The 23993-nt window shown below is 70.0% G+C and carries 22 protein-coding genes and 1 riboswitch; of the genes, 14 read left to right on the forward strand and 8 right to left on the reverse strand.

Annotated features, from left to right (window positions below; genetic code table 11):
* Nucleotides 1–6 precede the first annotated feature (6 nt).
* Nucleotides 7–1500 carry an Asp-tRNA(Asn)/Glu-tRNA(Gln) amidotransferase subunit GatB gene (gene gatB, locus OG792_RS06145; protein ID WP_329108177.1) on the forward strand — a complete coding sequence of 498 codons (1494 nt, stop codon included), beginning with the start codon at nt 7–9 and terminating at the stop codon, nt 1498–1500.
* 276 nt (nt 1501–1776) lie between these two features.
* Here the strand turns inward: gatB and OG792_RS06150 are convergent, their stop codons facing one another.
* The gene (locus OG792_RS06150) at nt 1777–3462 is read right to left on the reverse strand and encodes a metallophosphoesterase family protein (RefSeq protein ID WP_329108179.1); all 1686 of its coding nucleotides are present in this window, start codon (nt 3460–3462) and stop codon (nt 1777–1779) included.
* 85 nt (nt 3463–3547) lie between these two features.
* Entirely contained in the window at nt 3548–4735 is a 1188-nt protein-coding gene (locus OG792_RS06155; RefSeq protein WP_329108181.1) for a PQQ-dependent sugar dehydrogenase, read from the reverse strand.
* Between the two features lie 124 nt (nt 4736–4859).
* Here OG792_RS06155 and OG792_RS06160 point away from each other — a divergent pair, with 124 nt between their 5' ends.
* Nucleotides 4860–6449: a hypothetical protein gene (locus OG792_RS06160; protein WP_329108183.1), complete on the forward strand. Its 1590-nt coding sequence runs from the start codon at nt 4860–4862 to the stop codon at nt 6447–6449.
* A gap of 28 nt (nt 6450–6477) precedes the next feature.
* Nucleotides 6478–7404, forward strand: a complete 927-nt coding sequence (locus OG792_RS06165) for a 2-hydroxyacid dehydrogenase (RefSeq protein WP_329108185.1) — start codon at nt 6478–6480, stop codon at nt 7402–7404.
* Between the two features lie 34 nt (nt 7405–7438).
* Here OG792_RS06165 and OG792_RS06170 read toward each other — a convergent pair whose 3' ends face one another.
* Nucleotides 7439–7837 (reverse strand): PH domain-containing protein, encoded by a 399-nt coding sequence (locus OG792_RS06170; RefSeq protein WP_329108187.1) that lies wholly within the window; start codon nt 7835–7837, stop codon nt 7439–7441.
* Between the two features lie 212 nt (nt 7838–8049).
* Here OG792_RS06170 and OG792_RS06175 point away from each other — a divergent pair, with 212 nt between their 5' ends.
* Complete coding sequence (locus tag OG792_RS06175; RefSeq protein ID WP_329108189.1) at nt 8050–8922, forward strand: EAL domain-containing protein; 873 nt, start codon at nt 8050–8052, stop codon at nt 8920–8922.
* Between the two features lie 108 nt (nt 8923–9030).
* Here the strand turns inward: OG792_RS06175 and glyA are convergent, their stop codons facing one another.
* Complete coding sequence (gene glyA, locus OG792_RS06180; protein WP_329108191.1) at nt 9031–10299, reverse strand: serine hydroxymethyltransferase; 1269 nt, start codon at nt 10297–10299, stop codon at nt 9031–9033.
* A gap of 110 nt (nt 10300–10409) precedes the next feature.
* A riboswitch (ZMP/ZTP riboswitch) is annotated at nt 10410–10494 on the reverse strand.
* 309 nt (nt 10495–10803) lie between these two features.
* The gene (locus OG792_RS06185; RefSeq protein ID WP_329108193.1) at nt 10804–11823 is read right to left on the reverse strand and encodes a LacI family DNA-binding transcriptional regulator; all 1020 of its coding nucleotides are present in this window, start codon (nt 11821–11823) and stop codon (nt 10804–10806) included.
* Between the two features lie 277 nt (nt 11824–12100).
* Here OG792_RS06185 and OG792_RS06190 point away from each other — a divergent pair, with 277 nt between their 5' ends.
* The 6 genes from OG792_RS06190 to OG792_RS06215 all read left to right on the forward strand — a co-directional run bounded on the left by OG792_RS06190 (nt 12101) and on the right by OG792_RS06215 (nt 18830).
* Nucleotides 12101–13387 carry an ABC transporter substrate-binding protein gene (locus OG792_RS06190; RefSeq protein ID WP_329108195.1) on the forward strand — a complete coding sequence of 429 codons (1287 nt, stop codon included), beginning with the start codon at nt 12101–12103 and terminating at the stop codon, nt 13385–13387.
* 20 nt (nt 13388–13407) lie between these two features.
* Nucleotides 13408–14415 (forward strand): carbohydrate ABC transporter permease, encoded by a 1008-nt coding sequence (locus OG792_RS06195; protein ID WP_329108197.1) that lies wholly within the window; start codon nt 13408–13410, stop codon nt 14413–14415.
* Entirely contained in the window at nt 14412–15317 is a 906-nt protein-coding gene (locus tag OG792_RS06200; protein ID WP_329108199.1) for a carbohydrate ABC transporter permease, read from the forward strand. The genes OG792_RS06195 and OG792_RS06200 overlap by 4 nt, the downstream gene beginning before the upstream one ends.
* Nucleotides 15314–17812, forward strand: a complete 2499-nt coding sequence (locus OG792_RS06205; RefSeq protein WP_329108201.1) for a glycoside hydrolase family 2 protein — start codon at nt 15314–15316, stop codon at nt 17810–17812. The genes OG792_RS06200 and OG792_RS06205 overlap by 4 nt, the downstream gene beginning before the upstream one ends.
* Before the next feature lie 114 nt (nt 17813–17926).
* A complete protein-coding gene (locus OG792_RS06210; RefSeq protein WP_329108203.1) occupies nt 17927–18100 on the forward strand; it encodes a hypothetical protein in 174 nt (57 codons plus the stop codon).
* A gap of 151 nt (nt 18101–18251) precedes the next feature.
* Nucleotides 18252–18830, forward strand: a complete 579-nt coding sequence (locus OG792_RS06215; RefSeq protein WP_329108204.1) for a hypothetical protein — start codon at nt 18252–18254, stop codon at nt 18828–18830.
* Between the two features lie 49 nt (nt 18831–18879).
* Here OG792_RS06215 and OG792_RS06220 read toward each other — a convergent pair whose 3' ends face one another.
* Nucleotides 18880–19266, reverse strand: a complete 387-nt coding sequence (locus tag OG792_RS06220; protein ID WP_329108206.1) for a hypothetical protein — start codon at nt 19264–19266, stop codon at nt 18880–18882.
* Between the two features lie 68 nt (nt 19267–19334).
* On the opposite strand from OG792_RS06220, the gene OG792_RS06225 reads away from it, so the two are divergent.
* Nucleotides 19335–19787, forward strand: a complete 453-nt coding sequence (locus OG792_RS06225; RefSeq protein ID WP_329108208.1) for a MarR family transcriptional regulator — start codon at nt 19335–19337, stop codon at nt 19785–19787.
* 12 nt (nt 19788–19799) lie between these two features.
* On the opposite strand, the gene OG792_RS06230 is transcribed toward OG792_RS06225, so the two are convergent.
* Nucleotides 19800–20408, reverse strand: a complete 609-nt coding sequence (locus OG792_RS06230; protein ID WP_329108210.1) for a TetR/AcrR family transcriptional regulator — start codon at nt 20406–20408, stop codon at nt 19800–19802.
* Nucleotides 20409–20518: 110 nt separating this feature from the next.
* Here OG792_RS06230 and OG792_RS06235 point away from each other — a divergent pair, with 110 nt between their 5' ends.
* The 3 genes from OG792_RS06235 to OG792_RS34625 all read left to right on the forward strand — a co-directional run bounded on the left by OG792_RS06235 (nt 20519) and on the right by OG792_RS34625 (nt 21860).
* Entirely contained in the window at nt 20519–21268 is a 750-nt protein-coding gene (locus OG792_RS06235; RefSeq protein WP_329108212.1) for an SDR family oxidoreductase, read from the forward strand.
* Between the two features lie 57 nt (nt 21269–21325).
* Nucleotides 21326–21571 (forward strand): DddA-like double-stranded DNA deaminase toxin, encoded by a 246-nt coding sequence (locus tag OG792_RS34620; protein ID WP_442932384.1) that lies wholly within the window; start codon nt 21326–21328, stop codon nt 21569–21571.
* A gap of 139 nt (nt 21572–21710) precedes the next feature.
* Nucleotides 21711–21860, forward strand: coding sequence for an Imm1 family immunity protein (locus tag OG792_RS34625; protein WP_442932444.1), 150 nt, complete (start codon nt 21711–21713; stop codon nt 21858–21860).
* Nucleotides 21861–21983: 123 nt separating this feature from the next.
* Here the strand turns inward: OG792_RS34625 and ilvD are convergent, their stop codons facing one another.
* Nucleotides 21984–23831: a dihydroxy-acid dehydratase gene (ilvD, locus tag OG792_RS06240; protein WP_329108214.1), complete on the reverse strand. Its 1848-nt coding sequence runs from the start codon at nt 23829–23831 to the stop codon at nt 21984–21986.
* Between the last annotated feature and the right edge of the window lie 162 nt (nt 23832–23993).

The following is a 23993-nucleotide window of genomic DNA, read 5'->3' on the forward strand; positions in this document are numbered from 1 at the left end:
GTATTGATGAGCGCGATCGTCCTGCCCTCGTACGACGACGTCGTCGAGCGGTACGAGCCGGTGGTCGGCCTGGAGACCCACGTCGAGCTGGGCACGAACACCAAGATGTTCTGTGGCTGCCCGACCGACTTCGGCGGCGAGCCGAACACCCGGACCTGCCCGGTCTGCCTCGGCCTGCCCGGCTCGCTGCCGGTGGCCAACAAGGCGGCGATCGAGGCCACCATCCGGATCGGCCTCGCGCTCAATTGCAGCATCGCCGACTGGTGCCGGTTCGCCCGGAAGAACTACTTCTACCCGGACATGCCGAAGAACTTCCAGATCAGCCAGTACGACGAACCGCTCTGCGTCGACGGTTACCTCGACGTCGAGGTGCAGGGCAAGACCGTCAGGATCGGCATCGAACGGGTGCACATGGAGGAGGACACCGGTAAGTCGCTGCACGTCGGCGGCGCCACCGGACGCATCCACGGTGCCACCGAGTCCCTGGTCGACTACAACCGGGCCGGCATCCCGCTGGTCGAGATCGTCACCAAGCCGATCCCCGGCACCGGTGCGCTCGCCCCCGAGACCGCCCGCGCGTACGTCACCGAACTGCGCGACGTACTCCGCTCGCTCGGCGTCTCCGACGTACGGATGGAGGAGGGTTCACTGCGCTGCGATGTGAACACCTCCCTCAACCTGCCGGGCGACGAGTGGGGCACCCGTACCGAGACGAAGAACGTCAACTCGCTGCGTTCCGTCGAACGGGCCGTCCGCTCCGAGATGCTGCGGCAAGCCGCCCTGCTCGACGCCGGTACGAAGATCATCCAGGAGACCCGGCACTTCCAGGAGGACACCGGCGGCACCCGTCCCGGCCGGTCCAAGGAAACCGCCACCGACTACCGCTACTTCCCCGAGCCGGACCTGGTGCCGATCGCACCGGACCGGGCCTGGGTCGCCGAGCTGAAGGCCGCCCTGCCCGAGCTGCCGCGCGTACACCGCCAGCGGCTCCAGGAACAGTGGGGGCTGTCCGACCTCGACATGCAGTCCGTACTCAACGCCGGTGCGGTCGAGCTGATCGAGCAGACCGTCGCCGCCGGCACCACCCCGGCCAGCGCCCGCAAGTGGTGGCTGGGCGAGCTGTCCCGCCGGGCCAACGAGGCCGGCGTCGACCTCGCCGCGATCGGGGCCACCCCGGCCCAGGTCGCCGAACTCCAGCGCCTGGTGGACGAGGGCAAGCTCAACGACAAGCTCGCCCGTACCGTGCTCGAAGGCGTGGCGGCCGGCGAGGGCAGCCCGACCGAGATCATGGCCGCCCGTGGGCTCGGCGTCGTCTCCGACACCGGTGCGCTCACCGCCGCCGTCGACGAGGCGATCGCCGCCAACCCGGACATCGCCGCCAAGATCCGCGAGGGCAAGCTCGCCGCCGCCGGCGCCCTGGTAGGCGCCGTCATGAAGACCACCCGAGGCCAGGCCGACGCCAAAACCGTACGCGACCTGATCCTGACCCGCCTGAGCTAACTGACCTCGGCTGACTCACCCCCTCCGCCCCACCCGCTCGACCCGCGCGGGTGGGCTGCGGCGGAGGTTCACGCAGATGTAGAGAAGGAGTGGTTACCCCTGAAGGGGTAACCACTCCTTCTCTACATGAGGCCCCTGCCCTGCCCCGTGCTCGCGGCCGTGACTCGGGGTGGGTGGGTGTTGTTGCTTCGTGGATCTAGGGCAAATGGGGGCGCGTTGATCTCTGATCGCCACCATTTGCCCTAGATCCACGAGGAGAGGGGTGGGGGGAGGGGGTTAGCGGGTGGGGGTGGGGGTGGGGGGGATTACGGGGGGTGGGGTGCCGGGGAGGTTGGGGGCGGGGGTGGTGGTGCCGGGGGTGGGGGTGGCGCTGGTGGTGGGGGTGGGCTGTGGGGGTTGGACCAGGTGGCGTTCCAGGCTCACCTGGGCCTGGCCGGTGCCGCCGACCTCGATGTCGTCGTACGCCTGGAGCATCCGCTGCTGGTCGAAGTAGAGGACGGACAGGGCCAGGGGCAGCGGCTTCTCGCCCTCCAGGCCGCGTAGGCCGGCGCCGCCGGTGGAGCCCTCCACCAGCATCAGGGTGGGCGGTTGGCCGGGCAGTTGGGGCAGCGGGTCGATCTCCCGGTGGTGTACGTGACCGGCCAGCACCAGCGGGCAGGCGCCGTTGAGCGCGCCGCCGGACGCAGGGTCGTGGACGAGCGCTATGTCGACCGGCGGATTCGCCGCGCGTACGGTGGTGGCGAGTTTCACCCCGGCGCCGGTGACCTGTTCCAGCACCTGCGGGGTGGCGCCGGAGCCGTTCGGCGAGGTCTCCTTGTCCGGGGTGAACCGTGGGTCGCCGATGCCGGCGATGGTCAACCCGGCGACGGTCCGTACGGTGTTGTCGAGCACGATCGCGTTCGGTTGCCGGGCCACGGCGGCGGCGGTGGCGGCGGAGTCGTGGTTGCCGCGGATGAAGACGTACGGCACCTTGAGCACGCCGATCGAGCCGAGGAAGGACGCCTCCGGTTCGCTGCCCCAGTCGGTGATGTCGCCGGTGTCGATCACCACGTCGATGTCGAACTGCTCCACGACGGTGCGCATCACCTGCCACCCGGTCGGGTTGAGGTGGATGTCGGAGACGTGCAGCACCCGGGTGGTGCCCTGGGCCGGTTCGAAGACCGGGAGCGCGGAGACGGTGGTGTAGAGCTTGCTGACGTTGCCGACGAGGCGTTGTACCTGGTCGGCGTACTTGCCGTAGTCGTTGGCTATGCGTCGGGCGTCGCCGACGACGGCGGGCGCGTTGACCAGCAGTCCTTCGTAGCGGGGTTCCTCGATCGCCTCCGGCCGGATGGTCAGCGCGGCGACGCCGAGACTGCCTCCGGTGATCAGTAGCGAGAGCCCGCCGGCCCAGGCGACCCGGCGGGTGTTGCGGAACACCAGGAAGGCGAGGACCAGCGTGGCCAGTACGGCGACCGCGACCGTACGCAGCCCGACCCGGATGACACCGTCGGTGACGTCGGAGACGGCGGACTGACTGGCGCGGGCGATACCGGCCGGGTCGCCGATCAGCGCCTCGGTGCGACGCAGGTCGAGGGCGCCGAGCTGGATCGACAGGTGGGCCGGGCCGGCGTGGCTGTCGATCTGGAGTGCGCCCAGCGGCGGGATGTCGACCGAGGTGCCGCCGCCGGCGGCGGGGGTGATCGCCATCTGGGCGCGGAACGGGCCGATGTCGACGTTCATCGGGCCGGCGAGCAGCACCCCGCCGACGACTCCGGCGAGCGCGACCGCGACGATGCCCAGGCCCATGCCGGTCCGGCGGGCGATGGTGGAGGTCAGGGCCCGGCCGGTGAGGCGTAGCGCCGGCCGTACCGGGCGGGCGAGCAGGCGCAGGGCCCGGCCGACCGGGCGCAGCCCACGCCGGACCGCCCGGGTCCGTCCGGTGCCGGCGGTCTGTTCCTCGTCGCTTCCTTGCCTGTCCATGCGCAAATCATTCCCTGCCCGGTGCGGGTTCCCGGGAAACCCGGTCAGGCCGGTCGGTTGACATCGTGTGGTGTCCGTCTGTTGGTCAGCTTCGGCCGGCGCCGCCGCCGGAGAAGACGAGCCGGACGATCCGGTCGTCGGTCGGGGCGGGGTCACCCCGCCCGTCGTGGTTGGAGGTGGAAACCCACAGCGAACCGTCGGGGGCGGTGACGGCGGTACGCAGGCGGCCGTACTCGCCGGTGAGGATCGAGCGGGGCTGGCCGAGTACGCCACCGGCGGCGGTCGGTTCCAGCAGCCAGACCCGTTCGCCGCGCAGGCAGGCCGCGGCGAGCAGGTTCTCCACGACGGCGACCCCGGAGCAGGAGGCGTCGGCGGTGCGCCAGACCGCCAGCGGCTTGGTGAACTTCGGGTCGGTTTCGGCGTCGCCCTGTCCCTCGACGTCGGGCCAGCCGTAGTTCTTGCCGGGTTCGATCAGGTTGATCTCGTCCCAGGTGTTCTGGCCGAACTCGCTGGCGTACAGCCGCTTGTTCGCATCCCAGGCGATGCCCTGCACGTTGCGGTGGCCCAGCGACCAGACCAGCGAGTTGGGGAACGGGTTGCCGGGGGCCGGTTTGCCGTCGGCCGTCATCCGCAGGATCTTGCCGCCGAGGCTCTTCGGATCCTGGGACAGGCCGCGCTGGGAGGCGTCGCCGGTGGTCGCGTAGAGGTAGCCGTCCGGGCCGAACGCGAGCCGGCCGCCGTTGTGGATGCCGGACAGCGGGATGCCGGTGACGATCGGCGTCGGGTTTCCGCCGATGACGAGCTTGGCGATCCGGTTGTCCTCGCCGGTCGAGTAGTAGACGAAGAGGGTCTTGTCCCGGTCGTACGCCGGGGAGACGGCGATTCCCATCAGCCCGCCCTCGCCGGCCGCGTCCACCTCGGGCAGGGTTTGCAGGGCGGTGACCCTGAGGCCGTCCGTGTCGGACTCCGGCCCGACCTTGAGGATCTTGGCGGTGTCCCGTTCGGTGACCAGGGCACCGCCGTCGGGTAGGAAGGCGATCCCCCACGGCACCCGCAGTCCGGTGGCCAGCACGGTGGCCGCGACCTGCTGTTCGACGCCGCCGGGGCGGGCGGTCGCGGTGACCGACGGGGTGGGGAAGGTTGGTGGTTCGCCGGCGGGATCCGGTTCCGGATCGCCGAAGGCGCATCCGCTGGTGGCGAGGACGGCCGCCGCGCAGAGCGCGACCGCCGCCCGGGTCCGGGTGCGGCGGGAGTACGGGTGGCGAACCTTCACCCGGCCCACCCTAGCCGGACCGCGCGGTTGCCCGATGTGCCGCTCGACCAATCCGGCGCACCCCGCCGCCGACGCGCGGGACGACAACCGGACATATCCCGGCAAGCGTGCGAGACTCGCGGCCGTGGCGATCGGGGCAGTGACGCAGCCGGCGGAATTCGAGGCGGCCGGCGGCCGGTACCAACGCCTGGTCGTGCCGGTGGCGGTCGGATTCGGCCTGGTCGGAGTCGTGTACCGGCTGGTTCTGCTGCTGGTCGAGGTGCCGCCGACGAACAGTGACGAGGCGACGAGCGGCCTGGTGGCGACGCACGTCGCACAGGGCCGAAGGTTTCCGCTGTTCTTCTACGGCCAGCACTACATGGGCGCGCTGGAGTCGTACCTCGCGGCGCCGTTGTTCGTACTGTTCAGCCCGTCCACCCTTGCCCTGCGGTTGCCGAACCTGCTGCTCTACGCCGCGTTTCTGGTCCTGCTCTGGCGACTCGCCAGCCGGCTCTACAGCCCGTGGCTGGCCACCGTCACGGTGGGCCTGCTGGCGCTCGGCTCCGACCGGGTGCTGAAGAACCAGCTTGTTGCCGCCGGTGGCTACCCGGAGATGAATCCGGCCGGGGTGCTGCTGGTGTTGCTCGCGGTCAACCTCGGTCTCGGCGTCACGGTGGGCCGCCGCCGGCTGTTCGCGTACGCCGGATTCGGGCTGGTCGCCGGGCTCACGCTCTGGGACGACTGGCTGGTGCTGCCGTACGTCGGGGCGGCCGGCGTACTGCTGCTGGCCGTCGGTTGGCGGGAGCTGCGCGGCCGGGCCGGTCTGGCGCTCGGCGGCGGGCTGCTGGTCGGGCTGGTGCCGATCGTGCTGCACAATCTGACCACCGTGCCGGCGAACCGCTCGCTGGCCATCTACGCCACCCTCGGCGGCGGTCCGGGCGCGTCGTGGGCGGACCGGCTGCACGGCGGGATCCTGTTCGGGATGCCGATGGGCACCGGGTTCTGCGCGCCGGACCGGTGTGAGCCGTGGCAGCTCTGGTGGGGCGTGGCCGGTCCGGTGCTGCTGGTCGTGGCCGGGCTGCTGGCGGTCAGGGCGCTGCGGGTCGCCACCGGCGTCGAGCGGGTCCGCCAGGGTGGTCGGCTGGTCCTGGTGGTCGGTGCCGCGCTGAGCCTGATCGCGTACGCGAGCAGCAGCGCCGCCGGCAACACCCCGGTGGAGAGTTCCCGTTACCTGTCCTGCCTGCTGATCTCGTTCCCGGCACTGCTCTGGCCGCTCTGGTCGGCGGCGGGGCGGCTGCGCCGGCCGGCGCTGGGTCTGCTGGCCGGGCTGGTGGCGAGCATGCTGGTGGCCACCGGGCAACTGGTCGTCCGGGCACCGGAGGCGGCCGGGGTGGCGGACCAGCGGCGGGACCTGGTCGTGGCGTTGGACCGGCTCGGCGTCGACCGGTTCTACGGCGAGTACTGGACCTGCAACAACATCACCTTCCTGACCCGCGAACGACTGGTCTGCGCGGTGATCCGGGACGACCTGGAGGCCGGTTGGGACCGGTACCTGCCGTACCGGGACGAGGTCGGGCGGGCCGGGCGACCGGCGTACGTCCTGCCGGCCGGGACGGCGTTGAGCGCCTCGGTGGCCGGGCATCTTGCCGGGGCCGGGGTGCCGGTGACCGCCACCACCGTCGCCGGGTACGACATCTACCTGCCGGCGGCGCGGGTCGACCTGCCCCTGCGCTGAACCCGCCCGGCGGCTAGGGTCGGCGGCTGTGAAGGCTTGGATCCCGCACGAGCACGGCCGGTCGATGCTCGGACCCGTCCCCGACGGGGTACGCGTCGAGATCGCCCCGGAACCGGACCGGCTGCCCTCCGACCCGTCCGGGGTGGGGTTCTGGGTGCCGCCGTTCCTCGCCCGGTCCGAGACCGTACGCCTCGCCGCCGACCTGCCCGACCTGCGGGTGGTGCAGTTGCTCACCGCCGGCGCGGATGCCTGGGCCGGTCGGCTGCCCGACGGGGTGGTGCTCTGCGACGCGCGGGGTGTGCACGACTCGCCGACCGCCGAGTGGGTGGTGACCGCGATCCTCGCCCAGTTGCGCGCGTTCCCGTTCTTCGCCCGCGCCCAGTCCCGGCACGAGTGGTCGTACGCCAGCGCGACGCCGACCGACGAGCTGGCCGGCAAGCGGGTGCTGGTCGTCGGCGCCGGGTCGATCGGGGCGGCGTTGGTTGCCCGCCTGCTGCCGTTCGAGGTCGAGCTGACCCTGGTCGCCCGGACCGCCCGTCCCGAACAGGGCGTACGCGGGGTGGCGGACCTGCCGGAGTTGCTTCCGGCGGCCGACATCGTGGTGCTGCTGGTGCCGCTCACCGACGCGACGCGGGGGATGGTCGACGCGCGTTTCCTGGCCGCGATGGCGGACGGCGCGCTGCTGGTGAACGCCGCCCGTGGGCCGGTGGCCGACACCGAGGCGCTGGTGGCGGAGTTGCAGACCGGTCGGCTGAGCGCGGCGCTCGACGTGACCGACCCGGAGCCGCTGCCGCCCGGCCATCCGCTCTGGGACCTGCCGAACGTCCTGCTCACCCCGCACGTCGGCGGCACCGTACGCGGGCTGCATCCGCGCGGCTACCGGCTCGCCGGTGCGCAGTTGCGCCGCTTCGTCGCCGGGGAGCCGCTGCTCAACGAGGTGGTCGACGGCTACTGAGTCGAGCCGGCCCGATCACACGCCGCCGGCCCGGTCACGCGGCGGTCGAGGGCTCCTGGTCGTCCGTACCCAGGAGGTGTTGACCGCTCGCGGCGACCAGCCGGTGCAGGTCGGCGGCCGGCACCGCCGGCAGTTGGACGAACCGACCGCCGGTGAGCGACGCGATCACCCGGCGCCGGTCGTCGACGCCGAGCTGGACCACCTCGTGCCAGGGGATCAGCCGCTGCCCGAACAGGGCCCGGACCTTCATCCCGGCCCGGTCCGCGTCGGTGCCGGCACGCCAGGCCCAGACGCCGATCAGCAGCGGGACGACCAGTATGGGAGTGAGGTACCAGCCGGCGCTGGCCAGCGGCAGGGCGCTGATGAACGCGATCACGGCGGCCACCCAGATCGCCTGGCTGTACCGGAAGTGGACGGTGTCGGTGCTGCTCACCTCCCTAGTTTCGCACCCGTCCGGTCCCGCGCCGCCGGCCGGGGCGTAACCATGCCCCGAATCCCTCGTTGACGGTTGATGGGTACGCCGCAACCCTCAGCCGAACCCGCCTCCCGCACCGCCCCCCACACCACCCCGGACCCGTATCGACCCGTCCCCAAGCTCGCTGTCGGCCGGCATCGGCCCGACCGACGCCGGCCGGCGGCAGCGACGTGGACGTGCTGCGTCGCGCCGAGCCGGCCCGGCAACCCGAGCGGAACCGGATCGAGTGGTACGACCGCTACCCGGAGGAGCAGCTCATACGCCGGATGGACCTCGAACGGGAACTGCCCGGCGCCGCCGGACGGGGTGAGTTCGACCTGGTCTACCAGCCGGTGCTCGACCTGGACGACCAGTGCCCGGTCGGCACCGAGGCACTGGTGCGCTGGCGCAGCCCGGTGCTCGGTACGGTGCTGCCGGCCGAGCTGGTGCCGGTGGCCGAGGACCTCGGGCTCATCGACGAGCTGGGCAGGTGGGTGCTGCACCGGGCCTGCCGCCGACTCGCCGAGTGGTCCCGCGGCGGGCGCCGGCTGTGGATGTCGATCAACGTGTCGGTGGCCGAGCTGACCGGACCGGAGTTCGTCGGCCGGGTCGCGGCGGCGCTCACCCTCCACGGGATCGCGCCGGACCGGCTGTTGATCGAGATCGCCGAACCGAGCGGGGAGGGCGACCTGCGCGCGGTGGTCAACCAGCTCGGCCGGTTGCGGGCGCTCGGGGTGCGTACCGCCCTGGACGACTTCGGCCTGGGACCCATGTCCCTGGCCCAACTGCGCCGGATGCCGGTCGACATCCTGAAGATCAACCGTCGGCTGGTTGCCGAGCCGGACGGCCGGCAGGGTCGGGGCCAGCCCGTCATCGCCGTGGTGGTGAGTCTCGGCCGCCGCCTCGGCGTGCAGATCGTCGCCGGCGGACTGGAATCCGCCGACCAGGTCGAGCAGGCATGGCTGGCGGGCTGCCGGTTCGGCCAGGGCTACGTACTGGCCCGTCCCGCCACCGCCGAGCGGGTGGAGGCGTACCTGGAGGAGTTCCCGACCCCGTACCGCTGAGCCACGCTCGATTGTGGACGACGCCCGGCCGCCCGCTTGTGAACGGGACTCCCGATGGACCGGGCCGGTCCGACCCGGCGCGGGGTCCGCGCCGGGCCGGTAGCGGCGTCAGGCGGCGCTGTAACCCGGCATCGGGTACGCGGCCAGCAGGTCGCTGACCTCGCCCGCGATCCGGTCCAGGGCGCCCTCGTCGTCCTTCAGAGCGGCGGTGACCGCCTCGTCCATCCAGGTCGCCACCTGCGGCATCTGCTGCTCGGTCAGCCCACGGGTGGTCAGCGCCGCCGCACCCAACCGGATCCCGGACGGGTCGAACGGCTTGCGGGTGTCGTACGGCACCGTGTTGTAGTTCAGCTCGATGCCGGCCCGGTCCAGCGCCTGCGCGGCCGGCTTGCCGGCGATGCCCTTGCTGGTCAGGTCGGCCAGGATCAGGTGGTTGTCGGTGCCACCGGAGGAGAGCGCGAAGCCGCGCTCGACCAGGGCGGCGGCCAGCGCCTGGGCGTTGGCGACCACCTGGTGGGCGTACCGCCGGAAGTCGTCGGTCGAGGCTTCCTTCAGGGCGACCGCGATGGCGGCGGTGGTGTGGTTGTGCGGGCCGCCCTGAAGGCCGGGGAAGACCGCCTTGTCGATCGGGCCGGCGTACTCGGAAGTTGTCATGATCATGGCGCCGCGCGGGCCGCGCAGGGTCTTGTGGGTGGTGGTGGTGATGACGTCGGCGTGACCGACCGGCGACGGGTGCGCCCCGCCCGCGACCAGGCCGGCGATGTGCGCGATGTCGGCGACCAGGATCGCGCCGACCTCGCGGGCGATGGCGGCGAAACCGGGGAAGTCGATCGTCCGGGGGACCGCGGTGCCACCGCAGAAGATCACCTTGGGGCGCTCGCGCAGGGCGATGTCGCGTACCTCGTCCAGGTCGATCCGGCCGGTCTCCCGGGAAACCTGGTAGCGCACCGGGGTGAACCACTTGCCGGTGGCCGACACCGACCAACCGTGGGTCAGGTGGCCGCCCATCGGCAGCGCCATCCCCATCACCTTGTCACCCGGCGACAGGAACGCCAGGTAGACGGCAAGGTTCGCCGGCGACCCGGAGTACGGCTGCACGTTGGCGTGGTCGACGCCGAACAGCGCGCGGGCCCGCTCGATGGCCAGCGTCTCGATCGGGTCGATGAACTGCTGGCCCTCGTAGTACCGCTTGCCGGCGTAGCCCTCGGAATACTTGTTGGTCAGCACGGTCCCGCTCGCCTCAAGTACGGCGGTGGAGACGTAGTTCTCCGAGGCGATCATGCGCAGCTTGTCGTGCTGGCGCTGTGACTCGGACTCGATCAGCGCGGCCAACTGCGGATCGGCGGCGGTCAGGGCGGGAATGGGCGGTACGTGCACGAGGGTCCTCCTGCTGGGTTCGGCACTCGCCCGGCTGCGGAGTGCGACCGGACAAGGCTCTGCCGGTCCCGCCCTCGGTCCGGCCATGGCCGTACCGGACGGTCCCGGTTGACGTGCACCCAGGCGCGCGGCGCACTATCTCGGTCGCTCCCCGGTGGTCTCTTCCACCTCACCGCGCCAGTCGCCTTAACCACCCCGATCGTACCGGCCCCCACCCTCACCCCCACATACCCCACCACCCACCCACCCCCTTAACCGCTTAACCCCCTCCCTCCCGCCTCCCGCCTCCCGCCTCCCCCCTCCTCCCCCTCCTCCCCCTCCTCCCCCTCCTCCCTCCTCCCCCCTCCCGCGCCGCGCCCTCCCCCGCCCTAGCCCCGTCGATCTAGGGCAAATACGTGTGATTAGAGATCAACTCGCCACCATTTGCCCTAGATCGACGAGGAGGGGGGCGGGAGGAGGGGGCGCGGGGGGAGGAGGGGGAGGAGGGGGAGAGGGGAGAGGGGTTTAGGGGGTTTGGGGTGGGGCGGTGCTGCCTCGGGGGGTTAGGTGGGGGGTTTCGTCTTGGTAGGAGGTGATGGGGGTGCCGGCGATGGCGGACAGGAGGTGGCGGGCGGCGTGGGCGCCGTACGCGGGGATGTCCCGGCTGAGTGCGGTGAGCGAGGGGTGTACGAGCTGGCAGAGGGGTGAGTCGTCCCAGGCCACGATGGAGAGGTCGGTGGGGACGGACAGGCCCATCTCCTGGGCGACCGACAGTCCGGCGATCGCCATCACGTCGTTGTCGTAGATCAGGGCGGTCGGGCGTTCGGCGGAACTGAGCAGTCGGCGGGTGACCCGCGCGCCCTCCTCGCCGGTGTAGTCCGAGCCGACGGTCCGGGTCCGGTCCAGCCCGAGTTGCCGGCAGACCTCGGTGAACGCCGCCGTACGGATCTCGGTGTGCAGCAGGCCGGGTAGGCCACCGATCCGGGTGATCCGTCGGTGGCCCAGCGCCACCAGGTATTCCACCGTCTCGACCAGGGCCGCCGCGTCGTCGGACCAGACGCTGGTGAGTCGCCCGGTGTGGCCGGGACCGCCGATCACCACGGTGGGTAGTTGCATCTCCTCCAGGGCGGGCACCCGTTGGTCATCGACCCGCAGGTCGCAGAGGAGGACACCGTCGATGCGCCGTTCACCCCACCAGCGACGGTAGACGGCGATCTCGGTTTCCGGGTCGGCGACGATCTGCAAGGTCAGCGCGTACGAGCGGGCGGAGAGTTCGGCCTCGACGCCGCTGATCAGCTCCATGAAGAACGGTTCGATGCCGAGGATCCGGGCCGGTCGACGCAGGGCCAGCCCGACCGCGTTGGCGGTGGCGCCACTCAGGGCGCGGGCGGCGCTGTTCGGGTTGAAGCCGATCTCCCGGGCGATGGCGATGATGCGCTGCCGGGTGGTCTCGGAGACGCCGGGCTGGCCGTTGAGGGCGTACGACACTGCGCCCTTGGAGACCCCGGCCTGGCGGGCGATGTCGGCGATGGTGGGCCGCTTCACCGGCGCTCCTCACTGGTCGGCCGGAAGGGGTTCCGGGCTGGTCGTCGACTCGGCCGGACGGGCTCGGAGCGGGTCGTGGCGGATCGGGCCGCGATGCCATCACCAACGCGGTCCGCTTGTCCGGTTAAGCATAGCGACCGGGGCGGGGTGATCACGTGATGCCCACGCTGTTAACACGCCATTGACACCGATGAAAGGCAACCGTACGGTGGCTTCACTTATCCGGTTCAGTCGACGTTCCTCGATGTCGGGAGCGTTCCCATCAGTGGAGGATGACATGGCAGGGTCCGGGGCCCGTTGGGTCCGGCTGGTCGCCGCGAGTGCGGCCGGGGTGCTTCTGGTCGCGGGTTGCAGTGGCAACAGCGGCGGCGATTCCGAGTCGGGTGGCGGCGTCACGCTGAAGATCGCGTACTGGGGCGACTTCGGGCTGGACGAGCTGAAGAGCAGGTACGAGGCCGCGAACCCGAACGTCAAGATCAGCCTGAACACCGGCGAGTACAACGCCCAGCACGAGGACCTGCAAAAGAAGCTGATCGCCGGGGATGGTGCCCCCGACATCGCCGCCATCGACGAGGGCTTTGTCATCCAGTTCCGCGGCCAGGCCGACAAGTTCGTCAACCTGCTCGACTCCGGCGCCGGCCAGTACGAGAGCAAGTACCTGCCGTGGAAGTGGAAGCAGTCGCTGACCCCGGACGGCAAGGCCCAGATCGGGCTCGGCACCGACGTCGGCGGCCTGGCCATGTGCTACCGGACCGACCTGTTCCAGGCCGCCGGCCTGCCCACCGAGCGGGACAAGGTTTCGGCGCTCTGGTCGACCTGGGACCAGTTCATCGCGACCGGCGAGACCTACACCAGGGCAATGGGCAAGAAGTTCATCGACTCCGGCACCAACATCTTCAACCCCGTACTCGGTCAGCAGGCGGTCGGCTTCTATGACCCGAGCGAGGCGCTGCTGATGGAGGGCGGACCGAAGGTCGCGTTCGAGGTGGCGGCCAAGGCGATCCAGGCGGACCTCTCCGCCAACCTGCCGGCCTTCCAGCCCGAATGGAACGCCGCCTTCGTCAAGGGCGACTTTGCCGTACTCGCCTGCCCGGCGTGGATGCAGGGGCACATCAAGAACACCGCACCGGACACCGCCGGCAAGTGGGATGTCGCCGCGGTTCCCGGCGGCGGCGGCAACTGGGGCGGCTCGTTTCTCACCATTCCCAAGCAGGGCAGGCACGTGGACGAGGCGTACAAGCTGCTGGAGTGGCTGATCCAGCCGGAGCAGCAGATCGAGATCTTCAAGAAGGTCGGCAACCTGCCGTCCCAGCCGGCGCTCTACCAGGACCCGGCGATCCGGGACTTCACCAACCCGTTCTTCAACAACGCCCCGGTCGGCCAGATCTTCTCGAAGACGGCGGAGGGCCTGACCCCGCAGTACCTGGGCAAGAAGAACGGTCCGACCCGGGTCGCGGTGGAGAACGTACTGAACCGGATGCAGAACGGTGACCTCAAGGGCAAGCCGCTGGGACAGGCGTGGACCGAGGCGACGAAGGAAGCCCAGAAGGCGTCCACGTCCTGACCAGTGCTCCTGGAGGTCCGATGTCCACCACCCGTGCCACCCCGGCGGCCCCGCCCGGCGGACCGGCCGGGCGCCCCGCCGGTCGGGGCGAACCCGACCGGCACCGCTGGCGCAACCGGCTGCACCGCTTCGACATGCGCTACACGCCGTACCTGCTCGTCGCCCCGTTCTTCCTGCTGTTCCTGGTGTTCGGGCTGTTCCCGATCATCTTCAACGGCGTGGTCGCGCTGCGGCACTGGCGGCTGGACGATCCGACCCTGACCGGCTGGGCCGGCGCGGCGAACTTCGAGAAACTGCTCACCGACGACGACTTCTGGAACGCGCTCTACAACACGTTCGGCATCTTCCTGCTCTCCACCGTGCCTCAGCTGACCCTGGCGCTGGTCATCGCGTCGGTGCTCAACCGCAGGCTGCGGGCCCAGACCTGGTTCCGGGTCGGCGTGCTGCTGCCGTACGTCACCCCGATCACCGCCTCGACGCTGGTCTTCGCGGTGGTCTTCGCCCGGGACACGGGTGTGGCCAACTGGGTGCTGTCGGTGCTGCACCTGGCCGGTGACGAGCCGATCGACTGGCGCAGCGCGAAGTGGTCGTCCTGGACGGTGCTGGCCACGATGGTCAACTGGAAGTGGATCGGCTACAACGCGTTGCTCTACCTGGCCGCTATGCAGTCGATTCCGCGGGACATCTACGAGGCGGCGGCCGTCGACGGGGCAGGTGTCTGGCGGCAGCTCTGGCGGATCACCGTACCGATGATCCGGCCTGTTGTGATCTTCACGGTGGTGCTGTCGACCATCGGTGGGCTGCAACTGTTCACCGAGCCGATGCTGCTGGAGCAGAACGCGCAGGCGGCCACGGGCGGCGCCAACGGTGAGTGGCAGACCATCGCCCAGCTCATCTACAAGGTCGGCTGGAAGGACCTCAACCTCGGCTATGCCGCCGCCATGTCCTGGGGTCTGTTCCTGATCATCGTGGTCGTCTCCGCGCTGAACGCGCTGATCACCAACCGGCTCGGCGGGGGGAAGCGATGAGTGGCACGACCATCACCCCGCAGGCCCCGCGCCGCCGCAACCGCCGACGGGGTGCGCTGAGCGGGCGGGCCCCGGCGGACACCCCCGGCAGCGTGTGGAACTACCTCTTCCTTTCGCTGGTCATCCTGTTCTCCGCGTTCCCGCTCTACTGGATGCTGGTGATCGCCACCAGCACCGACGCGGCACTGGCCAGGATCCCACCGCAGGTGGTGCCGGGTGATCAGCTACTGACCAACCTGCGCGAGGTCTTCTCGATGCAGGACGTGTACTTCGTCCAGTCGCTGGCGAACAGCGCCATCGTGTCGTCGGTCGTCACCGTGGCGGTGCTGTTCTTCTGCTCGCTGGCCGGGTTCGCCTTCGCCAAGCTGCGGTTCAAGGGCCGCAACGCGCTGATGGTCATCGTGATTCTCACCCTGACCGTGCCGAACCAGCTCGGCGTGGTCGCGCTCTACATAGTGATGGGCAAAATCGGTTGGAACGGGACCCTGCTCGCCGTCATCGTGCCCGGCCTGGTCAGCGCGTTCGGGGTCTTCTACATGCGGCAGTTCATCCTGGAGGCGGTGCCGGACGAGCTGGTCGAGGCGGCCAGGATCGACGGCGCCACCACCATGCGCATCTACGCCAGCGTCGTGCTGCCGGCGGTACGGCCGGCGCTGGCCGTACTCGGGCTGCTCACCTTCGTGGGGACCTGGAACGACTTCCAGTGGCCGTTGATCACCCTGAACGGGACCGACTACCCGACCTCGATGGTGGCCCTCTCCGACCTGGCCAGCGGAAACTACGTGCTCTATCGACGGGTCCTGGCCGGTGCACTGGTGGCGACGATCCCGTTGCTCATCATGCTCTTCATCGGCGGCCGGCAAATTGTTCGAGGAATCATGGAAGGCGCGATCAAGTCATGACGTTTCGTTCATCCGAGCCGGCGACGATCCCCACCCGGCGACCGTTGCACGACGGCTGGTCGGTCCGGCCCGTACCCGATTCCGGGGTTCCCACGTCGATGCCGGACCAGCCGGTGCCGGCGTCGATCCCCGGTTGTGTGCACACCGACCTGCTGGCCGCCGGGCTGATCCCGGACCCGTACCTGGACGCCAACGAGCTGGCGGTGGCCTGGATCGGGCGGACCGACTGGGTCTACCGGACCACTTTCGAGTGGGACGACGAGACGGCGGCGCGGGTGGACCTGGTCTGCGGTGGGCTGGACACGGTGGCGACGATCCAGCTCAACGGGGTCGAGGTGGGGCGTACCGCCAACATGCACCGGAGCTACCGGTTCGGCGTACGCTCGCTGTTGCTGCCGGGGGAGAACACCCTCGTGGTCCGGTTCGACTCGGCGTACCGCTACGCCCAGGAGCAGCGGGACCGGCTCGGGGACCGGCCGAACGCGTACCCGGAGCCGTTCAACTTCATCCGAAAGATGGCCTGCAACTTCGGTTGGGACTGGGGTCCGACGCTGGTCACCGCCGGCATCTGGCAGCCGATCGAGCTGCACACCTGGTCGGTCGCCCGGCTGGCCGAGGTCCGCCCGCTGGTCACGGTCACCGACAACACCGGCCGGGTGCAGGCGCGGGTCACCGTCGATCGCGCCACCGCCGAGCCGCTGACCGTCAGTGTCGCAATCGCCGGCGTACGCACCGAAGCGGTCATCCCGGCAGGCGTTACGAGTACGACGCTGACCGTCGACGTGCCCGACCCGGAGCTGTGGTGGCCGCGCGGTTACGGCGAACAGAGCCGCTACCCGCTCGACGTGACCCTGCGCGGCGCCGACGGGAGCGCGCTCGACACCTGGCAGCGCCGGATCGGCTTCCGGTCGACCCGGCTCGACACCAGCGAGGACGAACACGGCTCGGCGTTCACCATCGTGGTCAACGAGACCCCGATCCTGGTACGCGGCGTCAACTGGATCCCCGACGACGTCTTCGTCACCCGGGTCACCCGCGAGCGTTACGCCGCCCGGCTCGGCCAGGCTGTCGACGCGAACGTCAACCTGCTCCGGATCTGGGGCGGCGGCCGGTACGAGTCCGACGACTTCTACGACCTCGCCGACGAACTGGGACTGCTGGTCCAGCAGGACTTCCTGTTTGCCTGTGCGGCGTACCCGGAGGAGGAACCGTTCGCCGCCGAGGTGGAAGCCGAGGCCCGTGAGCAGGTGGTCCGGCTCGCCAGCCACCCGAGCCTGGTGCTCTGGACCGGCAACAACGAGAACATCTGGGGCTGGCACGACTGGAACTGGCAGGAGCCGCTGGCCGGGCGCACCTGGGGCGCCGGTTACTACTTCGAGCTGTTGCCGGCGATCGTGGCGGAGCTGGATCCGACCCGACCGTACTGGCCGGGCAGCCCGTGGTCGGGGCGCACCGACGTACACCCGAACGATCCCGCGTACGGCAGCACGCACATCTGGGACGTGTGGAACCGGGAGGACTACACGAAGTACCGGGAGTACCGGCCCCGGTTCGTGGCCGAGTTCGGCTACCAGGCCCCACCGGCGTACGCGACGCTGCGCCGGGCGCTGAGCGACGAACCCCTGGCCCACGACTCGCCCGGCATGGCCCACCACCAGAAGGCCCGCGACGGGGACGCGAAACTGCAACGGGGACTCGACGCCCACCTGCCCGCCCCGGCCGACTTCGACGACTGGCACTACCTGACCCAGCTCAACCAGGCCCGCGCGATCACGCTCGGCGTGGAACACTTCCGGGCCCTGCGCCCACTCTGCATGGGCACCATCGTCTGGCAGCTCAACGACTGCTGGCCGGTCACCTCGTGGGCCGCCGTCGACGGCGACGGCCGTCGCAAACCCCTCTGGTACGCGCTGCGCCGGGTCTACGCCGACCGGCTGCTGACCGTACAGCCGGCTGACGGTGGTGGGTTGAACCTGGTCGCGGTCAACGACGGGGGTGAGCCGTGGCGCACCTCGGTAACCGTGACCCGGCTGACCCTGGCCGGGGAACCAGCCGCGAAGACAGCCCTCGACCTGGACGTATCGCCCCACTCGGCAACCACCGTCCCGCTCCCGTCCGACCTCTCCACCACCGACCGCCCCCGCCACGAACTACTGCTAGCCGAAGCAGTCGGTACGGGCGAGCGCACCTTCTGGTTCTTCGCCGAGGACCGCGATGTCGCGTACCCGCCCGCCGCGTACGACACGGAGATCGAGTCGTCGGCCGACGCCACCGGCCACGTCACGCGCGTACGAGTGACCGCTCGGACGATTCTGCGGGACCTGGTGCTTGCCGCCGACCGACTCGATCCGACCGCCGTGGTGGACGACGCCCTGGTCACCCTCTTGCCAGGCGAGACGGCCGTGTTCAAGGTCTACGCCGCTGGTCCGTTGGACAGAGCCGCGTTGGCCAGTTCACCCGTACTGCGATGCGTCAACGACCGCTGGGGCGTCTGAGAAGACGGAGAGCTTGAGCATGGCTTTCGGGCGCCGCTCTACGACTGCCGCGCCTGCGGCAGGCCGTGGCCGTGTCCTGCCGCGCAGGCCGAACTGACCGACCAGTACGCCGGGATGCCGCTTTCGCTGGCCCTGTACCTGGCGTCCTGCTGGGTCGACCTGCTGACGGCCTTCGCGCGGCTGGACACCGGTCAGCCACCGGACGCGCGTACGACGTGGGAGCGCGTTGTCGGTTGGTCGGTGCCGGTATTGCGTGGCACGACGACGAAGGGCAAACCCGATCCGTAGACCCTCCGACCTGTCGGCGGAACGCTGGGCCGCGATTCCACCTCTTGGAATCGTGGCCCAGTCAATCTGTAGCCCCTGACCGGGGCAAGCACTTGCGTCGCTCTGGCAAGGTGAGTGACCGTGCGGCGCAGCCCTCCGGATTGGAATCAGCATGCACCCGTTATTGCTTCAGTTGCCGGCGCTCGTCGGTGTGCTCGTCGGCGCCGTGGCCACATACGTCGCAACGACAGCGCAGGAGCGGGGCCGCTGGCGTCGGCAACAGTCGGTTCGCTGGGATGAGCGGCGGTTTGCCGCCTACTCCGACTACGCACACGCGATTAAGAGGGTTACCTCGATCGCGGTCCGTCTCGCCGCGAAGCGCGGCGTCTACCACGACAATTTCTGGTTTGGTGGGGAGACGAGCGACGGCGAACTGATCCTGGCCGAGGAAGAGCGTACGACGAAGTGGGAGGCGGTGCTGATGCTGGGCGACGATGCGGTTGTCGCGGCTGCGCGGGAGTGGCATCAGGGGACCCTCCGCCTCATGCGCTTGGCCGTCGGGGAGGCTAGTGATCTTACCTGGGACGAGGCTGTAGGGTCCACCGGTCAAGCACGAGGCCGTTTCTACACGGCGGTGCGCAAGGATCTCGGTGTGAAGTTTGGCGACCTGTCCGAGCCCTCCGAGTGGCAGATGGCCAAGTGGATGAGGGGGCGGCCCGAAGTTGAACAAAGTGCCTCGTCCTCGGTATGACGGGGCCGGCGAATGCGCCGAGGTGGATGCAGGGTACGTCGAACACTTGCTATGACGTCACGACGACGCCGCCAATGCCTGTGCGGCCGGCCGGAGTGCCCACCAGCTCGACCGTCACGCCAGCGCGGACGTGCTCCCCGAAGACATCGACGATGGCGTCCGTGACTCCGGAGACGAGGCGGGCGACGATCTCGTCGGCGTCGGGTCGGCCGAACGCGGCTTCCCTGATGCCGAACGTAACGCTGGGCGAGGGCGCTTGTGCTGGCACGCCGCCGATGCCCCATCGGTTGGGCGGCAAGCCGATCAATTGCACGACCGCGATGCCGCGGGCCCAGTCCCCGTAGACCTCGACAACCGCATCGGTCAGTTTCTCGATCAGCGCGGTCTCCCGGCCGGCCAGGTCGCTCTCCAGGACGTGGACGCTGAGGTGGGGCATACGATCCTCCGTGAACAAGTTTGGCTTCAAAACATCTTTGATAACAAAGGTATTTGGGAGGTGGGCGGATGTCAACGCCTGACGCCACGGACGACTCGGTCAGGGAGTTGCTCCTGGTGATGCCGAGGCTCGTCGGCAGGGTCAAACGCCTGCCGTTGCCGGAACAACTGCGATCACTCGATCTGGCGCCGAGGCATCTGTCGATGCTGTCCCTGCTCCTGCTCGACGGTCCGCTGACCGTCTCTCAACTGGCCGGAATGCTGGCTGTCGCGCCGACCACGGTGAGCTTGATCGTGAGCGACCTGAGCCGCAAGGGAGTCTTGGTACGGCGCGAGGACGACGCCGATCGTCGCCGGCGCATCATCGACATCAGCCCGGAGAGCCGCCCCGCCATCGCTGCCTGGCTGTCCCCGGGCGCCCATGCGTGGCGGCACGCGCTGATGCCGCTGAGCCCGGCGCAACAGCGGACGTTCGTCGACACGTTGCTCAGGTACGAGGCGGCCTTCTCCCACGCGACATAGGCGGTGGTCGTCCTACTGGCCGGGTAGGGCGCGTAGGGCCAGGTCGACCACGCGCTCCAGGTCCTGTCGGGTGGCGCCGGCGGAGGCGTGGACGGCGAGCCCCTCGGACACGGTCATGACGTACCGGGCGAGGTCGTCCGGGCTGTTGGTGGGGGAGAGGTCGCCCTCGTCGACCGCGCGCTGGAACCGGTCACGCATGGCCAGTTCTCCCGCCTTGCGGGCGCGGGCCAGGGTCGCGGTCACGTCGGCGTTCGCCGGGCCGCAGGCCAGGCCGCTCTGGATGGAGAAGCAGCCGGCGGGCCGCCCCGGGGTGGTCACCGCCTTGGCGTTTTCGCGGAGAAAGGTCTCGGCGACCTGCCGGGCCGTGGGTGCGGCGAGCGCGGTACGGGCGTACGCCATGTCGACTTCGGCGTACCGGGCGAGCGCCTTGTCGAAGAGGTCCCGTTTGTTGCCGAACGCGGCGTACAGGCTTGTTTTGTTGATCTCCATTGCCTCGGTGAGGTCATGGAGTGAGGCTCCCTCGTAGCCCTGTCGCCAGAAGACCTCCAGGGCGCGGTCGAGTGCCCGGTCGGCGTCGAAGCCACGGGGTCGGCCGACGGAGGTTGGCTGGGTAGCGCTCATGCACCCATCCTAGTTCGCCCCAAAACCGATCGGTACACAACTTCGCCGGGGCGTGCTACGGTCTACTTCAGTACCGATCGGTACCGAACAGGATCCGGGACGGAACTTCGATGGGACAACTGACTGGCAAGACCGCGGTCGTGACCGGGGCGACGAGCGGCATCGGCCTCGCCGTGGCTCAGCGGTTCGCCACCGAGGGCGCACACGTCTTCATCACCGGACGGCGCAAGGAGCAGCTCGACGCGGCCGTCGAACAGCTCGACGGCGACGTCACCGCGCTGGCCGGCGACGTGTCGGACCTCGCTGACCTGGACCGACTGTACGAAGCGGTGGCGCAGCAGGGACGCCGGGTGGACGTACTGTTCGCCAACGCGGGTGGGGGCGCGTTCGCCTCCCTGGAGCAGGTCACCGAGCAGCACTTCGACCAGACCTTCGACGTCAACGTCAAGGGCACCCTGTTCACCGTGCAGAAGGCGTTGCCGCTGCTCAACGATGGTGCGTCGATCATCCTCAGTGGCTCCACCGCCGCCACCAGTGGCGCCGAGGCGTTCGGCGTCTACGCGGCCTCCAAGGCGGCCATCCGGTCGTTCGCCCGTACCTGGGCCAACGAGCTGCGTGGCCGTGGAATTCGGGTCAACACGATCACGCCCGGCCCGACCGACACCCCCGGCATCACCGGCCTGGCCCCCGATGAGGAACAGGCCGGACAGCTCCGGGGCTTCCTCGCCGGGCAGGTACCGCTGGGCCGGATGGCCCGGCCGGCGGAGATCGCGAACGCGGTCCTCTTCCTCGCCTCCGAACAGGCCAGCTTCGTCACCGGCGCCGAACTGTTCGCCGACGGCGGACTCAACCAGATCTGACTCGGAGGCCCATCATCGACGCGCGCCAGCCTGGTAGTTCGGCAGTACGCCCTGGAAATGCCGGGTCTTTGTCGTCGACGTGGGTCGAGGGCGGCACTGCTGCGCAAGCCCGGTGCACCCCGGGAAGCGATACTGGTGGTGAACAAACCGAGCTGCGTGAGCAGAGGCGAGTACATCGGCTGCGACGAGGCACCACCCGGAATGTTGCCGCCGGGTAGCCGCCTGACGGTATATGTGTCCGACGGGACTACCACCAAACCGCTGAAGGTGTACACCGGCACCGGAGAGGGCATCGCATCGTGAGCTACACCGTGTCATGGGACGGCCCATCAGCTGAGGAACCCGAACGCGGCAACGAGGTCCCGGTGTCGACACCCGAGGAACTGGACGCGGTGCTCGACCGCGTCCACTCGACCCGGACCTACCACTCACATCACAAGCGATCGCGTTCGACTTCTACGGCGACTGGACCGAGATGCCACCCGAGCGCACCCGTGTCACCACGGAACAGGCCCGACGGGCCGCCCACGACTGCGTTCACACCGGGACGCAACCCACCCTCCCGGCCTGGGTTGCCGGCGGTGTCTCGTGAACGGAGTTCCGGAGCGTGCCGAGCAGGACGGCGAGTGAACCCGATCAGCTGAACAGGGTAGGACAAGGACCGGCCCGGACCATCGCGGTCCGGGCCGGTTCTTCGTTCTGTCGCTTCGTCGTGCTACTCCGGTACGCGGCGGTACGCGCCGTCGCTGGCCGAGGTCGCCATCGAGGCGTACGCGCGCAGCGCCGCCGACACCGGGCGCTGCCGGTCCACCGGCGTGTACGGCTTGTCGCGCTTCTCCTGTGCCACCCGTCGGGCGTCCAGCACGTCGGCCGGCACGTTCAGCTCGATCGACCGGGTCGGGATGTCGATCACGATCTCGTCGCCGGGCTCGACCAGGGCGATCAGCCCGCCGCCGGCCGCCTCGGGGGAGATGTGCCCGATGGACAGGCCGGAGGTGCCGCCGGAGAACCGGCCGTCGGTGATCAGCGCGCAGTCGCGGCCGAGGCCACGGCCCTTGAGGAAGGAGGTGGGGTAGAGCATCTCCTGCATGCCCGGCCCGCCCTTGGGGCCCTCGTACCGGATCACCACCACGTCACCGGCGACGACCTCCTTGGCCAGGATCGCGGTGACCGCGTCGTCCTGCGACTCGTACACCTTGGCCGGGCCACGGAAGCTGAGCCGGTCGGCGGCGACCCCGGCGGTCTTGACCACGGATCCCTCCGGGGCCAGGTTGCCGTGCAGGATGGCGAGCCCGCCGTCGACCGTGTACGCGTGCTCCCGGTCCCGCAGGCAGCCGTCGGCGGCGTCGGTGTCCAGGGTCGCCCAGCGGTTGGTGGTGGAGAACGCCTCGGTGGTGCGTACTCCGCCGGGGGCGGCGTGGAACAGCTCGACCGCCACGGGGGTGGGGCTGCCGCCCCGGATGTCCCAGTCGGCGAGCCACTGGTCGAGGGTGGGGGAGTGCACCGCGTGCACGTCGCGGCGGAGCAGGCCGGCGCGGTCCAGCTCGCCCATGATCGCCGGGATGCCGCCGGCCCGGTGCACGTCCTCCATGTGGTATTTCGGGGAGTTCGGGGCGACCTTGGCCAGGCAGGGCACCCGGCGGGAGATGGCGTCGATGTCGGCGACGGTGAAGTCCAGCTCGGCTTCGCGGGCGGCGGCGAGCAGGTGTAGCACGGTGTTGGTCGAGCCGCCCATCGCCACGTCCAACGCGACGGCGTTGTCGAAGGCGGCGCGGGAGGCCACCGAGCGGGGCAGGACGGAGTCGTCGTCGCCGTCGTACCAGCGCTTGGAGATCTCCACGATGGTCCGGCCGGCCTCCTCGAAGAGTGCCTTGCGCGCGGCGTGGGTGGCCAGGACCGAGCCATTGCCCGGCAGGGCCAGGCCGATCGCCTCGGTGAGGCAGTTCATCGAGTTGGCGGTGAACATGCCGGAGCAGGATCCGCAGGTCGGGCAGGCGGAGCGTTCGATCTCGCCGAGCTGGGCGTCGGTGACCGCGTCGTTGGACGAGGCGATCATGGCGTCGATCAGGTCGATCTTGTCGTGCACGATGCCCTCGATCGCGATCGTCTTGCCGGCCTCCATCGGGCCGCCGGAGACGAAGACGGTGGGGATGTTGAGCCGGAGCGCCGCCAGCAGCATGCCGGGGGTGATCTTGTCGCAGTTCGAGATGCAGACCAGGGCGTCCGCGCAGTGCGCGTTGACCATGTACTCGACCGCGTCGGCGATCAACTCGCGACTGGGCAGCGAGTAGAGCATGCCGCCGTGGCCCATCGCGATCCCGTCGTCCACGGCGATGGTGTTGAACTCCCGGCCGACGCCGCCGGCCTCGTACACCGAGTCGGCGACCAGGCCGCCGAGGTCCTTGAGGTGTACGTGACCGGGTACGAACTGGGTGAAGCTGTTGGCGATGGCCACGATCGGCTTGCCGAAGTCGTCGTCGGTCATCCCGGTGGCGCGCCAGAGTGCACGGGCCCCGGCCATCGTCCGGCCATGAGTGGAGGTCTTGGACCGCAGGTCAGGCATTGCACCAGTGTTACACCGTCGCGGCGCCACCGGCCTGCTCGGCGCCGCCGCGTCCAGAAAGCGGGATGCCCCGGACCGGCCGGCGGGCGGCCGGTGGGGCCACCGGGGGCCCCACCGGGTCGGTTCGGGGCAGAATCCGGTACGTCCGGCTGGTCAATCCTG

This window comes from Micromonospora sp. NBC_01699, assembly GCF_036250065.1.
Taxonomy (GTDB): Bacteria; Actinomycetota; Actinomycetes; order Mycobacteriales; family Micromonosporaceae; genus Micromonospora_G.

What these genes read in the sequence shown, in the direction of transcription:
- OG792_RS06190 (WP_329108195.1), top strand. Translation starts at nt 12,101, where the DNA reads ATGGCAGGGTCCGGGGCCCGTTGGGTCCGGCTGGTCGCCGCGAGTGCG.
- OG792_RS06220 (WP_329108206.1), bottom strand. Translation starts at nt 19,266, where the DNA reads ATGCCCCACCTCAGCGTCCACGTCCTGGAGAGCGACCTGGCCGGCCGG.
- OG792_RS06235 (WP_329108212.1), top strand. Translation starts at nt 20,519, where the DNA reads ATGGGACAACTGACTGGCAAGACCGCGGTCGTGACCGGGGCGACGAGC.
- OG792_RS06200 (WP_329108199.1), top strand. Translation starts at nt 14,412, where the DNA reads ATGAGTGGCACGACCATCACCCCGCAGGCCCCGCGCCGCCGCAACCGC.
- OG792_RS06150 (WP_329108179.1), bottom strand. Translation starts at nt 3,462, where the DNA reads ATGGACAGGCAAGGAAGCGACGAGGAACAGACCGCCGGCACCGGACGG.
- OG792_RS06225 (WP_329108208.1), top strand. Translation starts at nt 19,335, where the DNA reads ATGTCAACGCCTGACGCCACGGACGACTCGGTCAGGGAGTTGCTCCTG.
- OG792_RS34620 (WP_442932384.1), top strand. Translation starts at nt 21,326, where the DNA reads ATGCCGGGTCTTTGTCGTCGACGTGGGTCGAGGGCGGCACTGCTGCGC.
- OG792_RS06230 (WP_329108210.1), bottom strand. Translation starts at nt 20,408, where the DNA reads ATGAGCGCTACCCAGCCAACCTCCGTCGGCCGACCCCGTGGCTTCGAC.
- ilvD (WP_329108214.1), bottom strand. Translation starts at nt 23,831, where the DNA reads ATGCCTGACCTGCGGTCCAAGACCTCCACTCATGGCCGGACGATGGCC.
- OG792_RS06210 (WP_329108203.1), top strand. Translation starts at nt 17,927, where the DNA reads ATGCCGCTTTCGCTGGCCCTGTACCTGGCGTCCTGCTGGGTCGACCTG.
- OG792_RS06195 (WP_329108197.1), top strand. Translation starts at nt 13,408, where the DNA reads ATGTCCACCACCCGTGCCACCCCGGCGGCCCCGCCCGGCGGACCGGCC.
- gatB (WP_329108177.1), top strand. Translation starts at nt 7, where the DNA reads ATGAGCGCGATCGTCCTGCCCTCGTACGACGACGTCGTCGAGCGGTAC.
- OG792_RS06205 (WP_329108201.1), top strand. Translation starts at nt 15,314, where the DNA reads ATGACGTTTCGTTCATCCGAGCCGGCGACGATCCCCACCCGGCGACCG.
- OG792_RS06215 (WP_329108204.1), top strand. Translation starts at nt 18,252, where the DNA reads ATGCACCCGTTATTGCTTCAGTTGCCGGCGCTCGTCGGTGTGCTCGTC.